Consider the following 22,737-nt stretch of genomic DNA (forward strand, 5'->3'; position numbering starts at 1 on the left):
TTAAGAAAAAAGTGATCAGAAATGTGAGAAAAAAATGCGTCGAACGAAAGCCGAAGCAGCTGAAACACGTGAAATGATACTTGATGCAGCTGAAATAGCCTTTTGGGAAAAGGGTGTTTCAAGAACTTCGTTGAAAGAGATTGCAATAAAAGCGGGAGTAACACGTGGAGCGATTTATTTTCATTTTCGTGACAAACCAACTATTTATAATGCGATGATTGATCGTATTAAATTTCCTCAAGAAGAATTGATTGATGAAATTCAAAAAAATGATTCGATAAATCCAATCGATATTGTCGAAAAAGCAGCATGTTCTTGTTTGAAAAGATTTGCTGATGATGAACGTCAACAACGTGTTATGACCATCATCACGTTGCGATGTGAGTATGTACATGAATTTTCTGAAATGATAAAGCGTCTCCAACATGCTCATGATAGCATGATCAATCTGTTTGAACGTATGATGCAAGTGGCGCAAAAGCGCAATATGTTAGCGCATGATTGGAGCCCTGAAGATGCTGCTCGCGTAATGGTTTCGGTTGTTAGTGGTATTTTAACAGATTGGCTAAATTCAGAAAAAACTTTTGATTTAAAAAGACTGGGTGAAAAAATGGTGACAACTTATACATCGTCATTTCGTAATGTTGTCGAAAAAGCAGCGTAATTTTACTAAGATGTACCTGCAAATCTGTTTTACACTTTCATTGAACGCATGAACTATGACAAATAAATACCATTAAAAAAATCTGGTAATTCACGGATTGAAGGTAATAAAATATCGCTCATTTGACGCAAACACTCCGCATTACCTGTTCCAGATAAGACAGCAATTGCTAGACCTGCTTGTGCATTGCGTGCAGCTAAAATATCGTGCAGATTATCTCCAACCATTGCGATTTCACTTGAATGAAGTGACATCTTATCGGCAAAAGCTATAATTTGATCTCCCGCTGGTTTTGCATTGAAAACACTATCATAACCTAAATATTCATCTATCAATGACTCACAGCCCAAAAGTTGCATCGCAACAATTACACTATCACGTGAATCATTGGTTGCAATACCCAATTTATACCCCATAGATTGAAGTGTTATGAGAGACTCCTTCATTCCATCGATTGGCACGATGGTGTTTTTCATCTGATCTGAACAGTATTGCTTATAAAACGTGATTTCCGCACTATACCCTTTCTCTTTAAGCTCTGGGTGCCAAAGAGAAACAATGTCTTCAAGTGTTCCTGCTGCAATGACGCTCTCTGGTTGAAAACAATCAGCTTCAAAATCGAATCCTCCTGCTTGTAACAACAAACGCGCTTTTGCTGTATCGCCAGATGCTGCTCTTAGAGCAAGTGCAAAAGAAATATTTTTCCATGTTTGATTAAAATCGATTAAGGTTCCATCCTTATCAAATAAAATGGCTTGAATATTCTGATATTTTTTCTTCATTATTGCTCAATACGCGTGCGAATATGGTTTAACAATCCTAATGTCGACGCATCACGATTGTCTGCTTTGCTTTCGCCTGCGACTAAGGGCAATAATTCATTTGCTAATTCTTTTCCCAATTCAACACCCCATTGATCAAATGAATTAATATTCATCAATACACCTTCAACAAAAACACGATGCTCATAAAGCGCAATCAAACGACCAAGCGTATATGGTGAAAGTTCATCTTGAATAAGAGTAAGACTTGGACGATTACCTTCAAAACTTTTATGCATCGATAAATTTTCAGCACCATTATTTTTCATACCATTTTGTTCCATGATATGTTTTGCCTCTTTTGCTGAACGCCCCTTCATCAAGGCTTCAGACTGGGCGAGACAATTGGCAAGAAGCTTAAAATGCTGATTTTGCAAATGAGGTTCATGACCATTGACAGAAACAATAAATTCAACAGGAATAATATCCGTACCCTGATGAAGTAATTGAAAAAAAGCATGCTGTCCGTTTGTTCCAGGTTCCCCCCATACAACTGGCCCACTTGGTGTTTTTAAAGGCATGCCATCAAGGCTCACATGCTTTCCGTTTGATTCCATATCAAGTTGCTGCAAATAAGCAGGCAAACGTGATAATCTTTGTTCATATGGTATAATCGCTCGTGTAGGATAGCCACAAATAACACGATGCCAATACCCAACAAGCCCCAAAATAATAGGTAAATTTTGACGCATTGGCGCTTCATAAAAATGACGATCCATGGCATTGGCTCCAGCAAGAAAACGCCGAAATTTTTTTGCACCGATTGCCATCATCACAGGCAAGCCAATGGCTGACCAAACAGAATAACGCCCCCCCACCCAATTCCAAAATCCAAAGACGCGTTGGCTATCAATCCCAAAATCTGCAACCTTATCACCTGCTGTTGAAACAGCCGCAAAATGCTTTGATACAGCGAGCTCTCCTAAGCTTTCACTAATCCATTGCCGTGCAACAAATGCGTTCGTAATTGTTTCAGTTGTTGTGAACGTTTTTGATGCAACGATAAACAATGTCGTTGAAGGATTTAAAGTTGATAGAGTGTCCGCAATATGAGCACTATCAACATTTGAAACGAAATGACAACGTGGACCATCATGATAAGGATGAAGTGCTTGTGTCACCATAACAGGGCCTAAATCAGAACCACCAATCCCAATATTGACAATATCGGTGATTTTTTCTCCCTTTTCACCTTTATAACGTCCATCACGTACAGCTTCACAAAAGTCTTCCATACGCTGTAAAACGTCTTGAACAGCGGGAACAACATTCTCATCACCCAAAAGAAAAACGCTATCAGAAGGTGCGCGCAAAGCAACATGCAATACAGAACGATTTTCTGTTACATTTATTGCCTCACCAGCATACATTGCATTGCGACGTTCTTCGACATTGGCCGCTACGGCGAGATCTTCTAATAATTTCATCGTTTTAGAATTTACAGAAGATTTTGAATAATCAAATAAAAGATCATCTACAACTAAAGAAAAATGATCAAACCGATCAGGATCTTTAGCAAATAATTGACGAATATTAAAGGTCTCATCTTCACTGACATGCGCTTTTAAAGCGTTAAATGCTGAGCGAAAATTATTTTCATGACGATGCATTATACAAGTCTCCCTTTTCTCCATTGAAAGAAACTAGGATTAATTGATGCTAAGGGAAAGAAAAAAATAGAAACTTTGATCATTTGTTTAAAATAAAACAAATCTATCAACAATAATTGTCCTATTATGATCCTTTCAATAATTTACACATTTCATTCAAGCTGTTATCTATAAAGTGATAATTCTTGATTCAGACGTTCAGCTTCTTCAGCTTTTGGTTTGATGAATCGTGCAAGCAACATATAAGCGACAGGTGTGACATAAAGTGTCGCAATCGTTGCTAAACCCAACCCTCCAACAATAACCCATCCGAGTGAAATTCGCGCTTCAGCACCAGCGCCACCAGCAAGCACCAAAGGAACACCACCCAAAATTGCACAAATCATTGTCATGCAAACGGGGCGTAATCGAACATTTGATGCATATTCAATCGCATCACGCACAGATTTGCCTTCATCACGCATTTGATCAGCAAATTCAACAATCAAAATACCGTTTTTAGCCATAATTCCAACAAGCATAACAAGCCCAATTTGACTATAAACATTCATACTCGTTCCTGTTACCATCATAGCAATGACAGCGCATCCAAGACCAAGCGGAATTGTTGCCATAACAATAAATCCTGAAATAAAACTCTCAAATTGGGCTGCAAGTACTAATAAAATAATGATGAGAGCAAATCCAAAAACCACAAATATCCCTGTCGATGTTTCATCAAGCGTTGCCGCTTCTGCTAACGGTATAATGTAACTTCCAGGTGGTAACAATGGTTCTGCGATTTCCAAAGCCCTTTGATAAGCATTACCCAGAGCAAAGTCTTGTGCTAAATTAGATGTGATCGCTATAGAACGCATACGCTGTTCCCGAGCCAATTGTGGCGGCACTGGTCGTTCTTCCACATTAGTGATTGTCGACATCGGAACAAAGCGATCATCCCCTGTTTTCAAAAATATACTTTCAAGATCTATGGGATCGTTAACAGGATTGGTATTCGAAACAAGTTTCACATCATAAGAGCGGTCGCCTATATAAACAGAACCTACTTTTCTACCATCCAACATTGATTGAACGGCATTGACTAATCCTGTAATGTCAATATTCAAGTCTGTTGCTCTTTCACGATCAATGTCAATGAATAATTGTGGTTGAGTTGCTTCAACACTCAGACGGGGTTGCATAAATCGTTTATCAGCCTGCATTGCTGCTACGATTTCATCGGCCACAGGCTGCAAAGTCTCATAATCTGTTCCTAAAATTGCAAATTGTAGTCCCTGCCCAGCACCTCTTATCCCTAAAGAATTGCCTTCCGCAGCAAAAACACGCACTGCTGGCAAATGTTCCATTGCCTTATTAATGTCTTGAACAATTGCTTGTTGATTGCGCTTACGTTCATCCCAAGGCGCCAAAGAAAGCATTAAAAACCCATTATTCGACGAACCAAAAGTTCCAGAAACAGAATAGGTATTGATGATTTCCCCATTATCACGTAATGGTTTTAATGCTTTTTCAATGCGATCAATTTGATCGCTTAAGTAATCGACGGAAATACCTTGTGGACCATTAATGCGCAAAAATACTTGAGCGCGGTCTTCAGAAGGTGTTAACTCTTGGCGAAGAGTTGAATATCCACCTGCACATGAAACAACAAATATAAGAGAAGACAAAACAACCATCCACGGATGATTGAGACAAATATGTAGGCTTTTGGCATAAAATCCACCGAGCGTTGCACCTATTTTTTGGAAAACAGCAGGTCCATGTTTTTGATTTTCTTTATCGTCTTTTATCACTTCATTATCACGTGCTTTTAAAAACTTTGATGCAAGCATTGGGCACAAAGTCAGTGCAACAACAGCTGATAAAAGAATGGAAATGGCCAAAACAAACCCAAACTCTCGGAAAAGACCTCCTGCTTGCCCGGGCAAAAATGAAATCGGCACAAAAACCGCGGCTAAAGTTAAAGTTGTTGCTACGACAGCAAAAAAAACTTCTTTTGTGCCTAAAACCGCTGCTGCACGTGCACCCATGCCCATATTGCGTCGTCGAACAATGTTTTCCAAAACGACAATTGCGTCATCAACCACCAAGCCCGTTGCAAGGACTAAAGCTAAAAGCGTTAAAATATTAATTGAAAATCCTGCAAGATAAATTGCAGCCACAGTACCAATTAAAGCAACAGGAATTGTTAAGGCAGGAATAAGCGTTGCACGCGCGTCCCACAAAAATAAGAAAATAACGACGACAACACCAACAATGGCAACAATTAATGCAATCTCAACCTCATGAATAGCGCCATTAATGAAATTCGCATCATCACTTGTGATTGCTACATGAACGCTAGATGGTAAAATAAGATTAAGATTATCAACCGCTGCCCGTACGCCTTTAGAAATATCAAGCGTATTGGATTGTGCTTGACGCACAATGCCCAGACCAATACCTGATTGACCATTAACCCGAACAATAGAAGTTTCAACATCAGGCCCCAATGTTACATTGGCAACGTCACCAATACGCACACGAGGGTTTAGATAAACATTTTCAAACGCTTCAGGCGTTGTAAGATTTGCCGTTGCACGAACGACCAATGCTTGGTCTGAACTACGCAATGAGCCAGCAGGTGCATCAAGCGCCATATCGGAAAGAGTTTTTGTGATGTCTGCAATTGTAAGACCATAGCTTGCCAAACGTTCTTGATTAATATCGATTCTAAAAATTTTATCGCGATCACCATTAACTTGAACATCTGCAACACCGGATACCGCTGATAAGGTGTCAACAATCTGATCTTCTGTCAAAACAGTCAAATCATCAACACTCATTGTTGAAGAGGTAACTGCCAAACGCATAACAGCATCTGCATTAGAATCGGCTTTAATAATACGCGAAGCATCTGCATCATCGGGAAGATCATTTGTTACGCGGGAAAGCGCATCACGAATATCTGCGGACGCCACATTGAGATCAATTCCATCATTAAATTCAACAGTCACACGAGAGCGGGCAAAAGACGACCGAGAAGATATTGTTTTTACGCCAGAAACACGTGCAACTGCATTTTCCAGTGTTTGCGTAATTTCGCGATCAATTGTTTCAGCAGAAGCACCATCAAAATCCGTTGATACAGTAATAATAGGGCGATCCACATCGGGTAGTTCACGCACATCAACGCCAGAAAATGCTGCTAGTCCTGCAACCACGATCAAAGCATTAATTACAAATGCCAAAACAGGACGTCTTATCACAAAAGACATAAGACCACTTGGATCATTCGAAACTGATATGTTTGAATCTTCAGACTGTTCTATCATTGATGTACCTATTGTTCGATAAGATCCAATGTTTTTTTGTCTGAACGATCATTCATGACTGTATCCACGTTTTGATCTTTATTAGCAATAATAACAGAACTTCCTTGACGAATATTTTGAAGACCTTGAATGACAACTTGATCGCCCTGACTAAGCGCACCTTGCACAAGAACATAATTTGTTTCGCGTTGGACAATTGAAACTGCAACACGTTGAACATGATGATCCACAACACGCCATACGTAAGATCCTTCACCACTCCATTGAATTGCAAGCGGATCAACAGCAGAAAAAGGGTCACCGGGAAACTGCAAAGAGACAGCAAATGACATACCAGAACGTAAGACATCATTTTGATTGTCAACTTCAGCCCGAACGCGCAATGTTCTACTTTTTTCGTCAATCATATTATCAATAGCACTAATATGACCTTGATAATCTTCACCAGGGCGCGCAATCGAACTTGCTTTTATTTTATCACCAATATTAATAAGAGGAGCAAATCTTTCTGGCACCCATATATCCACTAAAATTTGTTCACGATTATCAATGCGCGCAATAGTCGTTTCTGATGTCACATAGTTGCCAGCATCAACAGTAAAAATTCCAACAACACCATTTATTGGTGCCCTAATTGTGCGTCGATCCAATGCGATCTCTGCTTCTCGAAGAGCAAGTTTGGCATTATCTAATTCTAATTGAGCGGTTAATTGTTGCACTTCTGTTGCTGTATTTGTAGCACGCAATTTCATTGTTCGTGCTAAAGCAAGCTCCGCATCATGGACCATCACTTTTGAGCGTTCAACAGCAACTTCTTCTGTATCGGAATCAAGCTTTGCAACAGGTTCATCTTGTTTTACTTTATCTCCTGCGACAACAAATATCTCATCCATTAAACCACTTGACCAGGGGGTAAGATGAACTGTGGAAACAGCAACCCCCGTGCCAATTGCACTCAAACGATCATTAATAAATTTCGTATCAACCGGTTTTACAACAACAAGACTTGCAGATACAGGAATAGGTTCAGAACTTATTGGACTACTGTCTGATTGAACCACCTTTTGTCCAATCTCCTTTATAGGTTGGTCGCGTTTCCAACTTATCCATTGATATGCACTAAACAATAAAACCACGAGAAGAATAAATGGAATGGCTTTTTTTAAAAGTTGCATCTTATAGTCCTGATCTTAATATACAAAATCTCTAGCAATTGGAAAAAAAATAATTAAATGAAGAATACCCCAACTGGTCATGCTATCATCGTATGAAATAACACATGTTATTAAGTCCAGTTAAATTTCGGTAATACGACAAAACAAAGCAGATTAAATCGTTTGAATATAGAAATTATTGTCGTTTATATAGGATATGACTCAACTTACTATACACTTAAATACCATTCAAAAAAAAATATCTTCAAAATGGGTTTTGGATGAATAAAGACATTATAAATAAAGAAGAAAATACAGTCTCATCTAAAACGCCAATAACCGGGAAATATTCAACGATTCCATTTTATCGTCGCTTACGTTTTAAACTGTTACTTTTAATTGCTTTGTCTGTTTTTATCACTGAAATCTTAGTGTTTATACCTTCTATTGTCAGTATGAGACAAAGATGGCTAGAAGATCGTCATCAATCCGCTGAAGCCATCAGCCTTATCCTTGCCGCAGTTCCCTATCAATTGTTTGACAAGGAATTAAAAAATAATGTTCTTGTCGCAACTGATGCTTTAGCAATTATGATCACATCTCATGACAAAAAACGTGAACTAATTCTGCAAGATTGCAAACCTCAAATTGATAATATTATTCATTTAGGAGAATTTAGTGAAACAAAAGCAATCCTTGAGTCTTTTTCAACGCTTTTTTGGGGTGGCAATAAAACATTATTATTACGCGAAACAATTGAAGGCACAAACATTGAAATTGATATGATTATTGGCGATGCCCGTCTGCGTGACGCTATGCTACGCTTTACAGGTTTTTTTATATTAATCTCCTTAACTATTGCCATTATTGCTGCAACACTCATCTATTTAATCATTTATGAATTGCTTGTTCGTCCTTTGCAAAATATTTACAATAATATGATTGAATTTGTCATTGAGCCTGATAATCCAAGCCGTATTCTTGTACCAGAATCTCGCCGTGATGAAGTGGGTGCAACACAAAGACGGATTGCGGCAATCGAAATTGAATTACAAAAAAACTTTGTGCGACAGAAACATTTAGCAAATTTGGGTTTAGCGGTTTCTAAAATTAATCATGATATGCGTAACATCTTAGCCTCAGCTCAGCTCATGTCAGACCATCTTTGCAATGCAAAAGAGCCGATGGTACGAAAAATGGCTCCAAAATTGATTAAAGCAATCGACAGAGCTGTAAAATATAGTCATAGCGTTTTAACTTACGGGCGGACGCAAGAAATACCACCCAAATGTGAAATCATTGCTTTAGAAAAATTGGTTGATGATATTTTTGATTCTCTTAAAATGCCGGGCTCTGACCAAATAGAATTTTTGAACTGCGTTTCACCGCATTTCAATATATATGCTGATTATGAGCAATTGCATCGTGCACTTACCAATTTGAGTAGAAATGCCGTACAAGCAATGATTGAAAGGCCTCAGAACGGATACCATATTAATCGTCTTTCCATCAAAGCCTATCATAGCAAGCAGATGGCTCATATCATTGTTGAAGATACAGGCCCTGGCCTTCCAGAAAAAGCCAAAAAACATCTTTATTCACCTTTCGAAGGATCAGTCGGTCATAATGGCTCTGGATTAGGACTTGCCATTTCGAAAGAACTGATCACTGCGCATGGCGGAACATTAAATTTTATAGATGATGGGCAAATTGGTACAAAATTTGAAATAGATTTGCCAGATAAATGAAAAACACCTTTATGACTATTTTCAGGAATACATGAACACGCATTGCAATATAAATATGAAAAACCCTATAAAAAAGTAAATCTTCTCTTGCAATTCATCGCCGAACGCTTTAGTTAGCGCATATCTTAAAACGAAAACTCGTTTGATTGCACCCGTAGCTCAGCTGGATAGAGCACCAGACTACGAATCTGGGGGTCAGGAGTTCGAATCTCTTCGGGTGCGCCACTTGTTTTATATGTATGATTGTTTTGTCTAAATCGGCTATTTTTTGTAAATAACCCTACTTCCTAAAGCCAATTATTTTGCACTCACATATATTTACCCCTCCCATTGATAAAATTAATATCGCTTGAGCCAATATATTAAAATTACTTCATTGTCGAACAGAGAGATAAAAGAAAACTATCATGCATGGCATAATTATGCCATTGTTAATGTCATGCTATAATTTTTAAAACATCACACAATTGATCATTATTTTAACTCACATTATATAATATCACTCTTTTACATATACTGCTACACTTGAGCAAAAGGTCACAGGACATGAATGTCTTTCTGTCCAAGAAATACTAGGTGTGAAGGTTCCATGTGCCATTAAAAAAAGGCCACGACAGTTCTGGTTATTGACTTTCAAAATGAATATTTACCTGAAAATTTCCTTTTCCTAACGCGCAAAATGCTATAAAAATTGCCAATCGTGTTATCAAATTTGCTGATAAAATTGTATTTTAGTAACACATGGGCAACATATTTTTCCTGCCGGTGCGTCAATTTTTGCAAAAAATAGTCCCACTTCTTCATTTCAAAATGATATCCAACCTCATAATAATCAATTGATAATAATAAAAGATCAGGTCAGTGTTTTTGCATCAACAGATATTGATAAACGCTTAAAAGAAAAAGGCATAAATACACTTATCATAACAGGTCTCATGACACACGCTTGTGTTTCAGGTGCAGCAAGAGATGCCGTTCCTAACGGCTACAACGTGATCATTGTTGATGATGCTTGTGCGGCAAGACAACTTAATGTACAGGACCACCAACCTTTATCAGACGTACAGGTTCACGAAGCTTCATTTGCAACCATTAACGAAGGTTTTGTTCAAATTTTCACGACGGACGAAGTCTTAAAATTTGAGCTTATTTAAAGCATTTACTCAATTACGTGATAATTACAAAATTGCCTTAAGTTAGTAAAAATTTTCATATGAGTGATTATAGCAAGAGAATGTTTTATTAAAATTTTGTATGTCATAGAGCAGATCATCTTCGTTTAAGTGCATATGAAACGTGTGAACAGAAATACCTTTAATGGTGTTAAAGTTGACTTTTGCAAATCCTTAAATTTTTTATTGCTATTGATATGAGCACTTCCTAGATGGTTCCAACCGTGAAATGGACAGCCCCATATTCAACCTCATCCGTTATAAACGCGCTATCAATGAAAATTTATGACACAAGCAATATGTAATCTCTTAAATCACGTATGATTAAAATGATTGGCGAAATTGCGATTTAAAATTTTCAGCTGAGATTTTAAAAAATTTATAAAATTGACAAAAATTATGAGCCGCAATGCTCAATTTTTGATTTAAAAATTAAACTATGGATAAACAATATGAATTAAAACGCGTGAGAAGACACTTTTTTAGCAAGACGGTTTTTGATAGCTGAAATACTTGCCGTAGGTGTCGCCGCAAAAAGTTTTTTCGTATAGTCATGTTGCGGATTTAAAAAAATGTCCTCTCGAGATCCATATTCAACGATTTCCCCAAAATACATCACCATAACGCGATCCGCAATATAGCGAACAACAGATAAATCATGACTAATAAACACATATGTTAACTTAAATTCTTCTTGAAGGTCTGCCAGAAGATTGAGAACTTGCGCCTGAACTGAAAGATCAAGTGCTGAAACGGGTTCATCAAGCACCAATATTTTTGGGCGCAACATTAATGCACGTGCTATGGCAATTCTTTGACGTTGACCACCTGAAAACATATGGGGGTAACGATGAAAATATTCTTTTGGTAAACCAACCTTTTCAAGCATTTGCTCTGCTTGATATTGGCGTTCTTTAGAAGATAAATCCGTATTCAACAATAATGGTTCAGTTAAAACATTGCCAATTTTTTGTCGTGGATTAAGCGAGCCATAGGGATTTTGAAACACTATTTGAACTTTTTGACGCATTTGCGTTGTAATGCACTGTTTTGCAATATTCATCTCCTCTCCATCAATGGTTAACTTACCAGATGTTTGAGGATCAATAAGGCTAAGGATACGCGCAAGAGTGGATTTTCCACATCCTGATTCACCCACAATCGCAAGTGTTTCGCCCTTTTCAACTTGAAAGGAAACATGATTGACCGCATGTAAGATATTTTTTTTGCCAAATAAACCCGATGTACTGACATAATCGCGCGTTACATCTTGCGCATCAATCATAATACTTGTCATAAGGCTTCTTCCTGTATGTCCATAAAGTCTGAAACTGTAGACAAACGCGTACCGTTTGCATTTTCTGGAAGTGCAGATAAGAGAGCTTTGGTATATGGATTTTGCGGTGTTTCAAAAAGCGATAAAACATCCGCTTCTTCCATTTTTTGCCCTTTATATTGAACAATGACACGATCAGCCGTTTCAGCAACAACACCCATGTCATGTGTTATCATTATGATCCCCATATTATGACTTTTTTGTAACTCAAGCAATAAATCTAATATTTGTTTTTGTATTGTCACATCAAGCGCGGTTGTTGGCTCATCTGCAATAAGTAATTTAGGATTACAAGCAATAGCCATAGCAATCATAATACGCTGACATTGCCCTCCTGATAATTGATGAGGAAAACTTTTTAATCTTTTTTCAGGTTCAGGCAAACCAACTGAATGCAAAAGCTCAATTGTTCTTATCCGTCTTTCACGTCTTTTTAGATGCAAATGTGCTTTCAATACTTCTTCGATTTGATAACCAATTGTAAAACAAGGATTAAGGCTAGCAATTGGCTCTTGAAAAATCATTGAAATTTCTTTGCCAATAATTGCACGCTTTTGCTTTTTTGTAAGAGCTTTAAGATCAATACCTTCAAACAGCATTTGATCAACTGTAACGGTCGCTGTTTTTGGCAAAAGTCCCATAACAGCCAACATACTCACAGATTTTCCTGAACCAGATTCACCAACAATTGCCAAAATTTCATTATTTTCAACATTTATGTCAATATTTTTAACGGCATAAAAAGGCCCAGCAGCTGTATCAAATGAAACGCTAAGATTGCGTATTTCTAAGAGTGACATCGCTTAGCTCCTTTTCAATTTTGGATCGAGAGCGTCGCGCAATCCATCACCCATTAAATTTATTGCCAAAACCAAAATAAGGATTGATAATCCAGGAAAAGTAACAATCCACCATCCACTTCTTACAAATTCGCGGGCATCTGCAAGCATGGTTCCCCATTCTGGTGTAGGCGCTTGCGCTCCCATTCCAAGAAAACCAAGTGCTGCGACGTCCAGTATCGCTGTTGAAAATGAAAATGTTGCCTGTACAATAATTGGCGCCAAACAATTGGGTAAAATTGTTTTGAACATCAAACGTAAAGAGCCAGCGCCTGCCAGTTTTGATGCCACAACATATTCACGATTTTTTTCAGCTAAAACCGTAGCACGCGCCAAACGCACAAAATGCGGTTGCAGTGCCACAGCTGTAGCAATAATAGCTCCTTGCAGACCATATCCAACAATACTAACCAATACGAGTGCCAATAAAAGCGAAGGAAAAGCCAAAACGATATCCATAATACGCATAATAACTGTTTCAATAACACCGCCAATATAACCAGCAATCACACCAACAATGACCCCAAAAATCATTGCAGCAAGTGAAACCACGACCCCAACCATCAGTGAATAACGTGCACCATATAAAAGACGGGACAAAATATCACGACCAACAGCATCGCTACCAAGAATAAATTGCCAGGAGCCACCTTCTTGCCAAACAGGGGGGCGTTGCAAAGCTTCGCGATATTGCACCTCATAACCATGAGGGGCAATCAGCGGCGCAATGATGGCTAAGATGATAATGGTAATAAAAACGAGCAAACCAACAACAGCACCGCGATTATGTTTAAAACTATACCAAAACTCACGAAATGCTTGCGCACGCACTGAATGCGTTGTTGTGCTCACTGTCTCTATTTTGCTCATCATGAACCTCGATTATGTCTTACACGCGGATTAATCAAGCCATAAAGCACATCAACAACAAGATTAACGAGCATCACTAATAATGCGATTATTAAAAGCCCCCCTTGCACCGCTGCATAATCACGCCGAGAAATGGAATCAATCATCCATTTGCCTATTCCTGGCCATGAAAAAATTGTTTCTGTTAAAATTGCGCCTCCCATCAAAACGCCAACTTGCAAACCAATCGTTGTAATAACTGGAATGAAAGCGTTGCGAAGCGCATGAATACCAATGACACGAAATGAACTTAAACCTTTCGCTTGCGCTGTACGCACATAATCTTCACTCAATACTTCAAGCATTGCAGAACGAGTTTGGCGCGCAATCACTGCCAAAGGAATGGTTGCCAAAACAATCGTTGGCAATATGAGATGAGAAATAGCAGAAGAAAAAGCCCCCTTTTCACCAGATAACCAACTGTCAATTAGCATAAACCCTGTGGGCTGATCGAAAAAATAAAGAAATGATATTCGCCCTGAAACAGGGGTCCATCCTAAAATACCACTAAAAAGCATAATCAGTAGTAAACCCCACCAAAAAATAGGCATGGAATATCCTGTGAGTGCGACGCCCATTGATGTTTGATCAAACCAAGATCCACGTTTTACTGCAGCAAATACACCAGCAGGCACACCTAGAATAATGGCCAGAATAATGGCACAAAGACCTAGTTCTAAAGTTGCTGGAAATAAAGTGAAAAATTCATGTGTGATGCTTTGTTTTGTTGCAAATGATGAGCCAAGATCACCATGAAGCACACCCCACAAATAATCTAAATATTGTTGCCAATAAGGGCGATCAAGCCCCAATTGGGTCATTAATTCAGCATGGCGCTCTGGTGAAACGCCTCTCTCTCCCGCCATTAGTAAAACTGGATCACCAGGAAGCGATCGAACGAAGATGAAAGAGATCAGCGTTATTCCAATAAAAGTAGGAATAATATAGCCTAATTTTTTCAAAATATATGACACCATTAGGCTTAAAACTCCAAATTTTTTATTCTTCTATATCAACCGAGAAAAAATGATTACCCGCTACTGGATAAATTTTAAATCCCGTTACCTTTTTAGACATAGGCATATAAACGGTTGAGTGATCCAAAACCAACCAAGGTGCTTGTTCTTTAAAGATAAGTTGTGCTTCTTCATAGAGTTTTGCACGCGCATTTTGATCATTGGTGATTTTGGCCTGGTTAATCAGCTTTTCAAATGGCTCATAACACCAGTTTGAATAATTATTTGTACCAATAGCCTGACAACTATTTAACACACTCAAAAAATTATCTGGATCACCATTATCACCAGCCCATCCTGCAATCATTGCGCCATCACGGTCTTTTTCACGCCCAAGCTTTAAATATTCCCCCCATTCCATAGAAACAATCTCGGCCTTCACGCCAACAGTATTAAAGTCAGCTTGAATAAGTTCAGCCGCACGGCGCGCATTGGGCATATAAGGACGGCTCACCGGCATCGCCCAGATCTTCATTTGAAGACCCTTTACACCTGCAGCTTCCAACATTTGTTTGGCTTTTTCAGGATTATAAACATCATCCTTAACCGTGTCATTATACCCCCACATGGTAGGCGGTATAGGGTTCTTAGCAACCATTCCACCATCATCAAAAACCGCTTGCAATATAGCCTCTTTATTCACTGCCATATTTAAAGCCTGGCGCACTTCAACCTTATCAAAAGGCGGTTGTAATGTGTTATAAGCCATATAGCCAACATTAAGACCAGCATTTTCTAAAACCTTAAGATTGGCATCTGCTTTTAAATCTTTAACATCAGCAGGTGACGGATAAGACATAATATGGCATTCACCTGCTTTAAGCTTTTGTGCACGCACCGACGGATCAGTCGTAATAGCAAAAACCAAATTATCAATCTTAGGACGATCGCCAAAATAATCATCATTGGCTTTATAGCGAATAACCGCATCTTTTTGATACGCCACAAAAGTAAAAGGACCTGTGCCAATCGGATTCAGATTAAACTGTTCTTTCCTATCTTCTTTTTCAAGCTGATCAGCATATTCTTTCGAATTAATTGAAATAAAGGCCATCGCCAAATCCGCTAGAAATGGTGCCTCTGGTTGATTAAGCGTAATCTTTAGCGTGTAATCATCAAGCTTTTCAACCGTTTTGATCAAATCTTGCAATCCCATACTATCAAAATATTGATAGCCAATGCCTGGAATATAATCATGCCAAGGACTTTGTGGATTCATAGCACGATCAAAGGTAAACAAAACATCATCGGCATTCAATGTGCGGGTTGGGGTAAAATAAGATGTAGTTTGAAATTTAACACCTTCACGCAAATGAAAAATATACTCCAAGCCATCATCAGAAATTTCCCACTTTTCAGCCAAACCTGGCAAAATGCCTGTTGCATCAGGATTAAACTCAACCAAACGATTATAAATTGTTAAAGCCGCAGCATCTACCGTCGTGCCACTGGTATAAAGTGCTGGATCAAACCCTTCAGGCGAAGCCTCCGAACAATAAATCAGTGTCTTTGCCGAAGCAGTACTGGCTAAGCTCATCATTGAACATGCAACCAAGGCAGTTCTTATTATCTTTTTCATCAATGTCATTGTGTTCTTTTCACTCATTTATTTTTTGTAATAAAAACTATTTTTTTCCACGTTACAAGTTTTTCGGATAAATCAAAAGCCATGAAATAGCTTAAGAGACTATTCTTATTGAGAAAATGATACATGCAGACTGTTTGCCTTGAAATGTTTTTTTAAAAAACATCTTTTTTAAAAAAATTATAATACGGAATCAGATTTTCATTTTATTCTTCTATATCAACCGAGAAAAATCGAAAACCACCCACTGGATAAATTTTAAATCCAGTTACTTTTTTAGACATGGGCATATAAACGGTTGAGTGATCCAAAACCAACCAAGGCGCTTGTTCTTTAAAGATAAGCTGTGCTTCTTCATACAATTTTACACGCGCATCCTGATCATTGATGATTTTGGCCTGATTAATCAGCTTTTCAAATGGCTCATAACACCAATTTGAATAATTATTTGTACCAATAGATTGACAGCCATTAAGAACATGAAAAAAATTATCTGGATCACCGTTGGCACCAGTCCAACCTGCAATGATTGCACCATCACGGTCTTTTTCACGACCAAGCTTTAAATATTCCCCCCATTCCATAGAAACAATCTCTGCCTTCACACCAACAGTATTAAAGTCAGCTTGAATAAGTTCAGCCGCTCGACGCGCATTGGGCATATAAGGACGACTTACCGGCATAGCCCAGATCTTCATTTGAAGATCCTTCACACCTGCAGCATCCAACATTTGTTTGGCTTTTTCAGGATCATAAACATCATCCTTAATCGTATCATTATACCCCCACATGGTAGGCGGTATAGGATTTTTAGCAACCATCCCACCATCATCAAAAACCGCTTGCAATATAGCCTCTTTATTCACTGCCATATTTAAAGCCTGGCGCACTTCAACCTTATCAAAAGGCGGTTGTAATGTGTTATAAGCCATATAGCCAACATTCAGACCAGGATTTTCCAAAACCTGAAGATTGGTATCTGCTTTTAACTCTTTAATATCAGCAGGTGACGGATAAGACATAATATGGCATTCGCCTGCTTTAAGCTTTTGTGCACGCACCGATGGATCAGTCGTAATGGCAAAAACCAAATGATCAATCTTAGGGCGATCGCCAAAATAATCATCATTGGCTTTATAACGAATAGCCGCATCTTTTTGATACGCCACAAAAGTAAAAGGACCTGTGCCAATCGGATTCAGATTAAACTGTTCTTTCCTGTCTTCTTTTTCAAGCTGATCTGCATATTCTTTCGAATTAATCGAGATAAAGGCCATCGCCAAATCCGCAAGAAATGGTGCCTCTGGTTGATTAAGCGTAATCTTTATCGTGTAATCATCAAGCTTCTCAACCGTTTTGATCAAATCTTGCAATCCCATACTATCAAAATATTGATAGCCAATGCCGGGAATATAATCATGCCAAGGACTTTGTGGATTCATAGCACGATCAAAGGTAAACAAAACATCATCGGCATTCAATGTGCGGCTTGGGGTAAAGTAAGAGGTGGTTTGAAATTTAACACCTTCACGCAAATGAAAAATATACTCCAATCCATCATCAGAAATTTCCCACTTTTCAGCCAAACTCGGCAAAATGCCTGTTTCATCAGGATTAAATTCAACCAAACGATTATAAATTGTCAAAGCCGCAGCATCTACCGTCGTACCACTGGTATAAAGTGCTGGGTCAAACCCTTCAGGCGAAGCCTCCGAACAATAAATTAATGTCTTTGCCGAAGCAGTACTGGCGAATGCCATCATTGAACCCGCAATCAATGTGGTTCTTATTATCTTTTTCATCAATGTCATTGTGTTCTTTTCATCACCGATCATTATTTTATGATGACATATTCAATAAAAAGGAAGCAAGCTTATTAAAACCAAAAAAATTTTCTCCATTAGAATGATTTTTTGGTTTTCTATTTATCGATAAAAATTCATTTAAAAAAGAGTGTATTATAAATCATCGTCATTTTTACGAAAGTATTATAATAATGAAATAATTGTTTTTAAAAATATAACACAATTATAAAAATTATTTATAAGTGTTACATCATTCTGACATAGAGACTAAAATATCCAACGAATATTATTAAATAAACATTTTGAGATTATGAAAAATGACAATACCCTGCTTTGACGGCCATAACGATGTTTTATTAAAAATTTGGCTTTCCGAAAATTTATCCGTTGAATCATTTATTGATGGTCATGAAGATTTACACGTTGATCTGGTTAAAGCACAAAAAGGCGGGCTGGTTGGTGGGCTTTGCGCAGCATTTCCACCTTCACTTAACAATCACTCCTCTTCAGAGACACCACAACTTTCTCATGATATAGCACGACAAGCAACATTTGCTATGGCTGATCTTTTTAAGAAAATTGAATGTGCCGCACCTGAAAGTTTCCAATGTTGCAAAACCACACAAGACATAAGCGCTGCAATAAGCAATCAAAAATTTGCAGCCGTTTTTCATATTGAAGGTGCAGAAGCGATTAGCGAAGGATTGGATGAATTATATGAACTCCATAATTTAGGATTAAGAAGTCTTGGACCTGTTTGGAGTCGACCCAATATTTTTGGTCATGGTGTTCCTTTTCGTTTTCCTTCATCTCCCGACATTGGGCCTGGCTTGAGCGAAGCTGGAAAGCGATTGATAAAAACATGTGATGAACTTGGTATTATCATAGATCTTTCACATCTTAATGAAAAAGGATTCTGGGATGTGGCAAAATATTCACAAAAACCGCTCGTTGCCACACATTCAAATGCCCATCATATATGTCAACAAAGTCGTAATTTAACCGATAAACAATTACATGCCATTCGCGATAGCGATGGTTTAGTTGGGGTGAATTTCGGAGTAAAATTTTTGCGTCCAGATGGTGAAAGAATCGAAAAAACACCGTTAAAAATTATTACGGATCATATGCGTTATATGGTTGACATTATGGGTATTGACCATGTTGCTTTTGGATCAGATTTTAATGGTACAACACTTCCTTATGAATTAAGAGATTGCTCACTTTTACCCAATCTTATTATAACGATGAAAGAAGCAGGCTTTCATAATGACGAAATCGAAAAAATTGCTTTGAAAAATTTTCTGTCGCTTTTAAAGCGTAGTTGGAATGACTGATTTTTTTGGATTTTGACATAGTCCTTTCATAAGCAAAGAAAAAGCTTGCCATGCATGCTCGAAAGTTTGCTTAGGATTATCAGAGTTTGCGATACCAAAAGCAGCACTATAAAGAGCACCATTTATTTGACGCGTCAAAGCAGCAGGATCGCAACAATATATGACATTATGATCCATTAAAGACTTAATTTTTGCTATTGTTTGATCAAGATATTTATTTTGGCTTGGCCAACTTGAAATATCACCTAAAATTGCTGGACCATCACGCATAAGAATTTGCTGAATTTCTGGGTCCAGCATACAAAGCAAATACATGCGTGATTCCATAATAAAACACTCCCACTCAGAGTGCATATCTTTGGTAACCGCCATAATTTTTTCGTCAATCTCTGCGTCAATTTGGTCAATCACTGCAAGAAACAAACCAATTTTATTGCCAAAATGATGATAAAGAGCCCCGCGTGTCAAACCAACTGCTGCGGTAAAATCATCCATAGAAGCATTCGCATAACCCTCACGTGCAAATGCCTCACGCGCCGCAGAAATTAATTTAGAACGCGTTTCAGCAATCATTTCAGCACGACTTTTACGCAAAATTTTTATCCTTCAATTTTTTTTGACAATGCTATTGACATACGAAGCGTATGTCAATAAATATCTACATACGTTTCGTATGTTAATGGAAAATAACAATGGCAAATGCATATCGTGAAATTTTTAAAGCACCGGGCGCAATCGCTTTTTCAACGACAGGTTTTATTGCACGCGCACCAATTTCGATGATTTCTATCGGATTAATGACCATGTTTGCAGCAAGGGGTGATAGTTATGGAAATGCTGGATATGTAGCGGCAAGCTATGTTCTTGCCAATGCCATTATTACACCGCAAATTTCTCGTCTTGCCGATCGTTATGGGCAAGCGCGTGTTGCACGTCCTGCAACGCTTATTTCTGTTGCTTCGCTTTGTGGTCTTCTTATCGCATCGCATTATGGCGCGCCCCTTTATGTGCTCATTTTCACTGCAATTATGACAGGATTTATGCCAAGTTTTGGTTCTTTTGTAAGAACGCGTTGGTCAAATCTTTATCGTGGTTCACCTTTATTGCGATCAGCTTTTGCTTACGAATCCATCGTAGACGAACTGATCTTCATGGTCGGCCCTATCATTGCAATTGAATTAACAACTCGGTTTTTCCCTTCCGCTGGACCGTTAGCTGCTGCAATAATCTTACTGATTGGTTGTTGGTTATTTACATCACAAAAAACAACAGAACCTACGCCTCATCCTGAAAAAATTGAAGGATCAACCTCTGTCATTCGTCTTTTTTCTATCCAAATTCTGGCAATTATGTTGTTTTGTATTGGGACAATTTTTGGCACAGCTGAAATTACAGCTGTTGCACTTGCAAAATCTTTGGATTTATCACATTATACCGCATTACCATTAGTGGCGTATGCACTAGGATCTTTTATTGCGGGCATCACATATGGTGCTTTACAAACCAGTATGCCACTCCAAAAACAATTGCTTATTTCAGTGACTATTGCCGCAATCACAACTTTACCCCTCTTGCTTGTTATTGATCTATGGAGCTTAACAATTGTCTTATTTATAGCAGGTGCTGCATGTTCTCCAACAATCATTATCTGTATGTCATTAGTTGAAAACATCGTACCTAATGAAAAGTTAACTGAAGGCATGTCATGGGCAATCACAGGAATGGCCGTTGGTGTTGCCGCTGGTGCTGCTATGTCTGGTCAACTCATTGATACATATAAACCTGAAAGTGGTTTTTATATTTCAATGATCGGTGGTTTTTTAGCATTTTTAATTGCTCTTATTGGTCAGCACTATCTTAAACCAAAAACGCTCATGCGAGAATTGAACAATCTTTAAAATTCAATTATGCATTGGGCCTCGTGCGTGCAAGGGGTTCAGCTGATGCTTCAACCCCTTCCCGCGAGGCTTCAAAATTTGGTGCTGTTAACTGTTTTCTTTTTTTCCAATGACCAAAACGATAGTAAACAATAGCCATCAATAAAAGTGCAAAAGCACCAACTGGAAAACTTATCCAAATTGCGTCCGCTCCAATATATCCATAAAAAACGTAATAAAAACCAAGGCGAATAGGATACATAGCAATAAACAAACACATCAAAGGTACAAGAACCACACCGTTAGCACGCATCGTTGCATAAATAATCATTGAAATACCAAAAAACAAAAAACTCCAACTGGCAAGAAGCTGAATATGGCGTGCATAAGTGGCAGCTTCACTTTCTCGTCCTAAGAAAAGAACCATGACAGATTTATCAAAAATGAGAATAATCATAAGCAGAATTGCTGTCATAACAAAGGTTGTAATACATCCAATTTTCGTAATTTTACCTATTCTATTCCATTTTCCAGCCCCAATATTTTGTGCAGCCATGGCACTCACTGCAGCACCGACCGCCATGGCTGGCATTTGAATATATGTCCATAATTGTTGCGTAACATTATAAGCAGCTGTATTCATAATTCCTTCTCTATTGACCAGACCAATCATAACAAGACCTGCTGTGGCCATAACAACCATCTGAAGGCTCATCGGAAAACCTTTAAAAACAATAATGCGCAATAATCTTAAGGGAGGTAAAATATATAAAATTTCATTCCCCTTTAAACGCAACGGCAATTTTTTAACGTAAATATAAATTATTAAACTGATAAGAGCCATATAGCTAGAAAGTGCTGTGGCAAGTGCTGCCCCCGCAATCCCCATCTGCGGAAAAGGTCCAATCCCTAAAATCATTAAAGGATTAAGAATGATATCGAGAACAACATTTACACCCATAAACATTAAGGGCGTTATGGAATCCCCTGATCCACGCAATCCCATCATGATCATAACGATGAGCAATATGGCCGGCATAGCAACAAATATAAAACGTAAATAATCTTTCGCCAAAGAAAACGCTTCCGAGGGTGTTTTCAAAAATTCTAAAATTTCAGATGAAAATATCCAACCACCTATTGAAACAAAGAAAGATAAAAGAATACAAAATCCTATAGAAGCACCAAATGCTTGGCGTGCATCGTTAATATTATGACGACCATAAGCTTGCCCAATAAGAACTGTCGCAGACATCCCAAAACCAAAAACGAGCGAAAACAATAAAAACATTATGATATTTGCATTAGCTGTCGCAGCAAGTGCATTTTCTCCTAAAAAACGCCCTACCCAAATTGTATTAATCGATCCATTCAAAGATTGTAAAACATTCGACAACAATGTTGGAATAGCAAAAATTAGCAGTGTTTGTGTAATCGGTCCATCAACTAAATTTTGCGATTTGGTCAATTTTATCTGCGCCAAAATAATACTCCAAACATTTTATAATTTTTTTAATATGATACATAAAATATCGTCATAGAGTTAAAAC

17 protein-coding genes and 1 tRNA gene are annotated in these 22,737 nt (G+C 38.1%); 6 read left to right on the plus strand and 12 right to left on the minus strand.

The annotated features are described in order from the left end of the window. The first annotated feature begins 34 nt into the window (after window positions 1-34). Entirely contained in the window at window positions 35-664 is a 630-nt protein-coding gene (locus tag ME5_RS09070) for a TetR family transcriptional regulator (RefSeq protein ID WP_008040427.1), read from the plus strand. A gap of 53 nt (window positions 665-717) precedes the next feature. On the opposite strand, the gene ME5_RS09075 is transcribed toward ME5_RS09070, so the two are convergent. The 4 genes from ME5_RS09075 to ME5_RS09090 all read right to left on the minus strand — a co-directional run bounded on the left by ME5_RS09075 (window position 718) and on the right by ME5_RS09090 (window position 7,584). Continuing rightward, window positions 718-1,446 (minus strand): HAD family hydrolase, encoded by a 729-nt coding sequence (locus ME5_RS09075; protein ID WP_008040428.1) that lies wholly within the window; start codon window positions 1,444-1,446, stop codon window positions 718-720. Further along, window positions 1,446-3,095 (minus strand): glucose-6-phosphate isomerase, encoded by a 1,650-nt coding sequence (pgi, locus tag ME5_RS09080; RefSeq protein ID WP_008040429.1) that lies wholly within the window; start codon window positions 3,093-3,095, stop codon window positions 1,446-1,448. Before pgi ends, ME5_RS09075 begins: the two co-directional genes overlap by 1 nt. A 164-nt stretch (window positions 3,096-3,259) precedes the next feature. Further along, window positions 3,260-6,409: an efflux RND transporter permease subunit gene (locus ME5_RS09085; protein WP_008040430.1), complete on the minus strand. Its 3,150-nt coding sequence runs from the start codon at window positions 6,407-6,409 to the stop codon at window positions 3,260-3,262. A gap of 8 nt (window positions 6,410-6,417) precedes the next feature. After that, the gene (locus tag ME5_RS09090; protein ID WP_008040432.1) at window positions 6,418-7,584 is read right to left on the minus strand and encodes an efflux RND transporter periplasmic adaptor subunit; all 1,167 of its coding nucleotides are present in this window, start codon (window positions 7,582-7,584) and stop codon (window positions 6,418-6,420) included. Between the two features lie 260 nt (window positions 7,585-7,844). On the opposite strand from ME5_RS09090, the gene ME5_RS09095 reads away from it, so the two are divergent. The 3 genes from ME5_RS09095 (at window position 7,845) to ME5_RS09105 (ending at window position 10,465) form a co-directional block, all read left to right on the plus strand. After that, the gene (locus tag ME5_RS09095; protein ID WP_008040434.1) at window positions 7,845-9,311 is read left to right on the plus strand and encodes a sensor histidine kinase; all 1,467 of its coding nucleotides are present in this window, start codon (window positions 7,845-7,847) and stop codon (window positions 9,309-9,311) included. Window positions 9,312-9,459: 148 nt separating this feature from the next. After that, window positions 9,460-9,536 (plus strand) — tRNA-Arg (locus ME5_RS09100). Between the two features lie 548 nt (window positions 9,537-10,084). Next, window positions 10,085-10,465: a cysteine hydrolase family protein gene (locus ME5_RS09105; RefSeq protein WP_081485900.1), complete on the plus strand. Its 381-nt coding sequence runs from the start codon at window positions 10,085-10,087 to the stop codon at window positions 10,463-10,465. 475 nt (window positions 10,466-10,940) lie between these two features. On the opposite strand, the gene ME5_RS09110 is transcribed toward ME5_RS09105, so the two are convergent. The 6 genes from ME5_RS09110 to ME5_RS09135 all read right to left on the minus strand — a co-directional run bounded on the left by ME5_RS09110 (window position 10,941) and on the right by ME5_RS09135 (window position 17,970). After that, a complete protein-coding gene (locus ME5_RS09110) occupies window positions 10,941-11,780 on the minus strand; it encodes a dipeptide ABC transporter ATP-binding protein (RefSeq protein ID WP_008040437.1) in 840 nt (279 codons plus the stop codon). Further along, window positions 11,777-12,619, minus strand: coding sequence for an ABC transporter ATP-binding protein (locus ME5_RS09115; protein WP_008040439.1), 843 nt, complete (start codon window positions 12,617-12,619; stop codon window positions 11,777-11,779). The genes ME5_RS09110 and ME5_RS09115 overlap by 4 nt, the downstream gene beginning before the upstream one ends. 3 nt (window positions 12,620-12,622) lie before the next feature. After that, window positions 12,623-13,528 carry an ABC transporter permease subunit gene (locus tag ME5_RS09120; protein WP_008040442.1) on the minus strand — a complete coding sequence of 302 codons (906 nt, stop codon included), beginning with the start codon at window positions 13,526-13,528 and terminating at the stop codon, window positions 12,623-12,625. Further along, window positions 13,528-14,544: an ABC transporter permease subunit gene (locus tag ME5_RS09125; protein ID WP_008040452.1), complete on the minus strand. Its 1,017-nt coding sequence runs from the start codon at window positions 14,542-14,544 to the stop codon at window positions 13,528-13,530. The genes ME5_RS09120 and ME5_RS09125 overlap by 1 nt, the downstream gene beginning before the upstream one ends. A 22-nt stretch (window positions 14,545-14,566) precedes the next feature. Continuing rightward, window positions 14,567-16,162: an ABC transporter substrate-binding protein gene (locus ME5_RS09130; RefSeq protein WP_039964552.1), complete on the minus strand. Its 1,596-nt coding sequence runs from the start codon at window positions 16,160-16,162 to the stop codon at window positions 14,567-14,569. 212 nt (window positions 16,163-16,374) lie between these two features. Continuing rightward, complete coding sequence (locus ME5_RS09135) at window positions 16,375-17,970, minus strand: ABC transporter substrate-binding protein (RefSeq protein WP_196793580.1); 1,596 nt, start codon at window positions 17,968-17,970, stop codon at window positions 16,375-16,377. Between the two features lie 320 nt (window positions 17,971-18,290). Between ME5_RS09135 and ME5_RS09140 the strand changes: the two genes are divergently transcribed. Beyond that, complete coding sequence (locus ME5_RS09140; RefSeq protein ID WP_008040455.1) at window positions 18,291-19,310, plus strand: dipeptidase; 1,020 nt, start codon at window positions 18,291-18,293, stop codon at window positions 19,308-19,310. On the opposite strand, the gene ME5_RS09145 is transcribed toward ME5_RS09140, so the two are convergent. Beyond that, window positions 19,287-19,904, minus strand: coding sequence for a TetR/AcrR family transcriptional regulator (locus ME5_RS09145; RefSeq protein ID WP_008040457.1), 618 nt, complete (start codon window positions 19,902-19,904; stop codon window positions 19,287-19,289). The two genes, ME5_RS09140 and ME5_RS09145, sit on opposite strands and share 24 nt — an antisense overlap. Window positions 19,905-20,002: 98 nt before the next feature. Here ME5_RS09145 and ME5_RS09150 point away from each other — a divergent pair, with 98 nt between their 5' ends. Next, window positions 20,003-21,208: an MFS transporter gene (locus tag ME5_RS09150; protein ID WP_008040460.1), complete on the plus strand. Its 1,206-nt coding sequence runs from the start codon at window positions 20,003-20,005 to the stop codon at window positions 21,206-21,208. Window positions 21,209-21,215: 7 nt separating this feature from the next. Here ME5_RS09150 and ME5_RS09155 read toward each other — a convergent pair whose 3' ends face one another. Then, window positions 21,216-22,670 (minus strand): MATE family efflux transporter, encoded by a 1,455-nt coding sequence (locus ME5_RS09155; RefSeq protein ID WP_008040461.1) that lies wholly within the window; start codon window positions 22,668-22,670, stop codon window positions 21,216-21,218. Between the last annotated feature and the right edge of the window lie 67 nt (window positions 22,671-22,737).

The organism is Bartonella tamiae Th239 (genome assembly GCF_000278275.1).
GTDB lineage: Bacteria > Pseudomonadota > Alphaproteobacteria > Rhizobiales > Rhizobiaceae > Bartonella > Bartonella tamiae.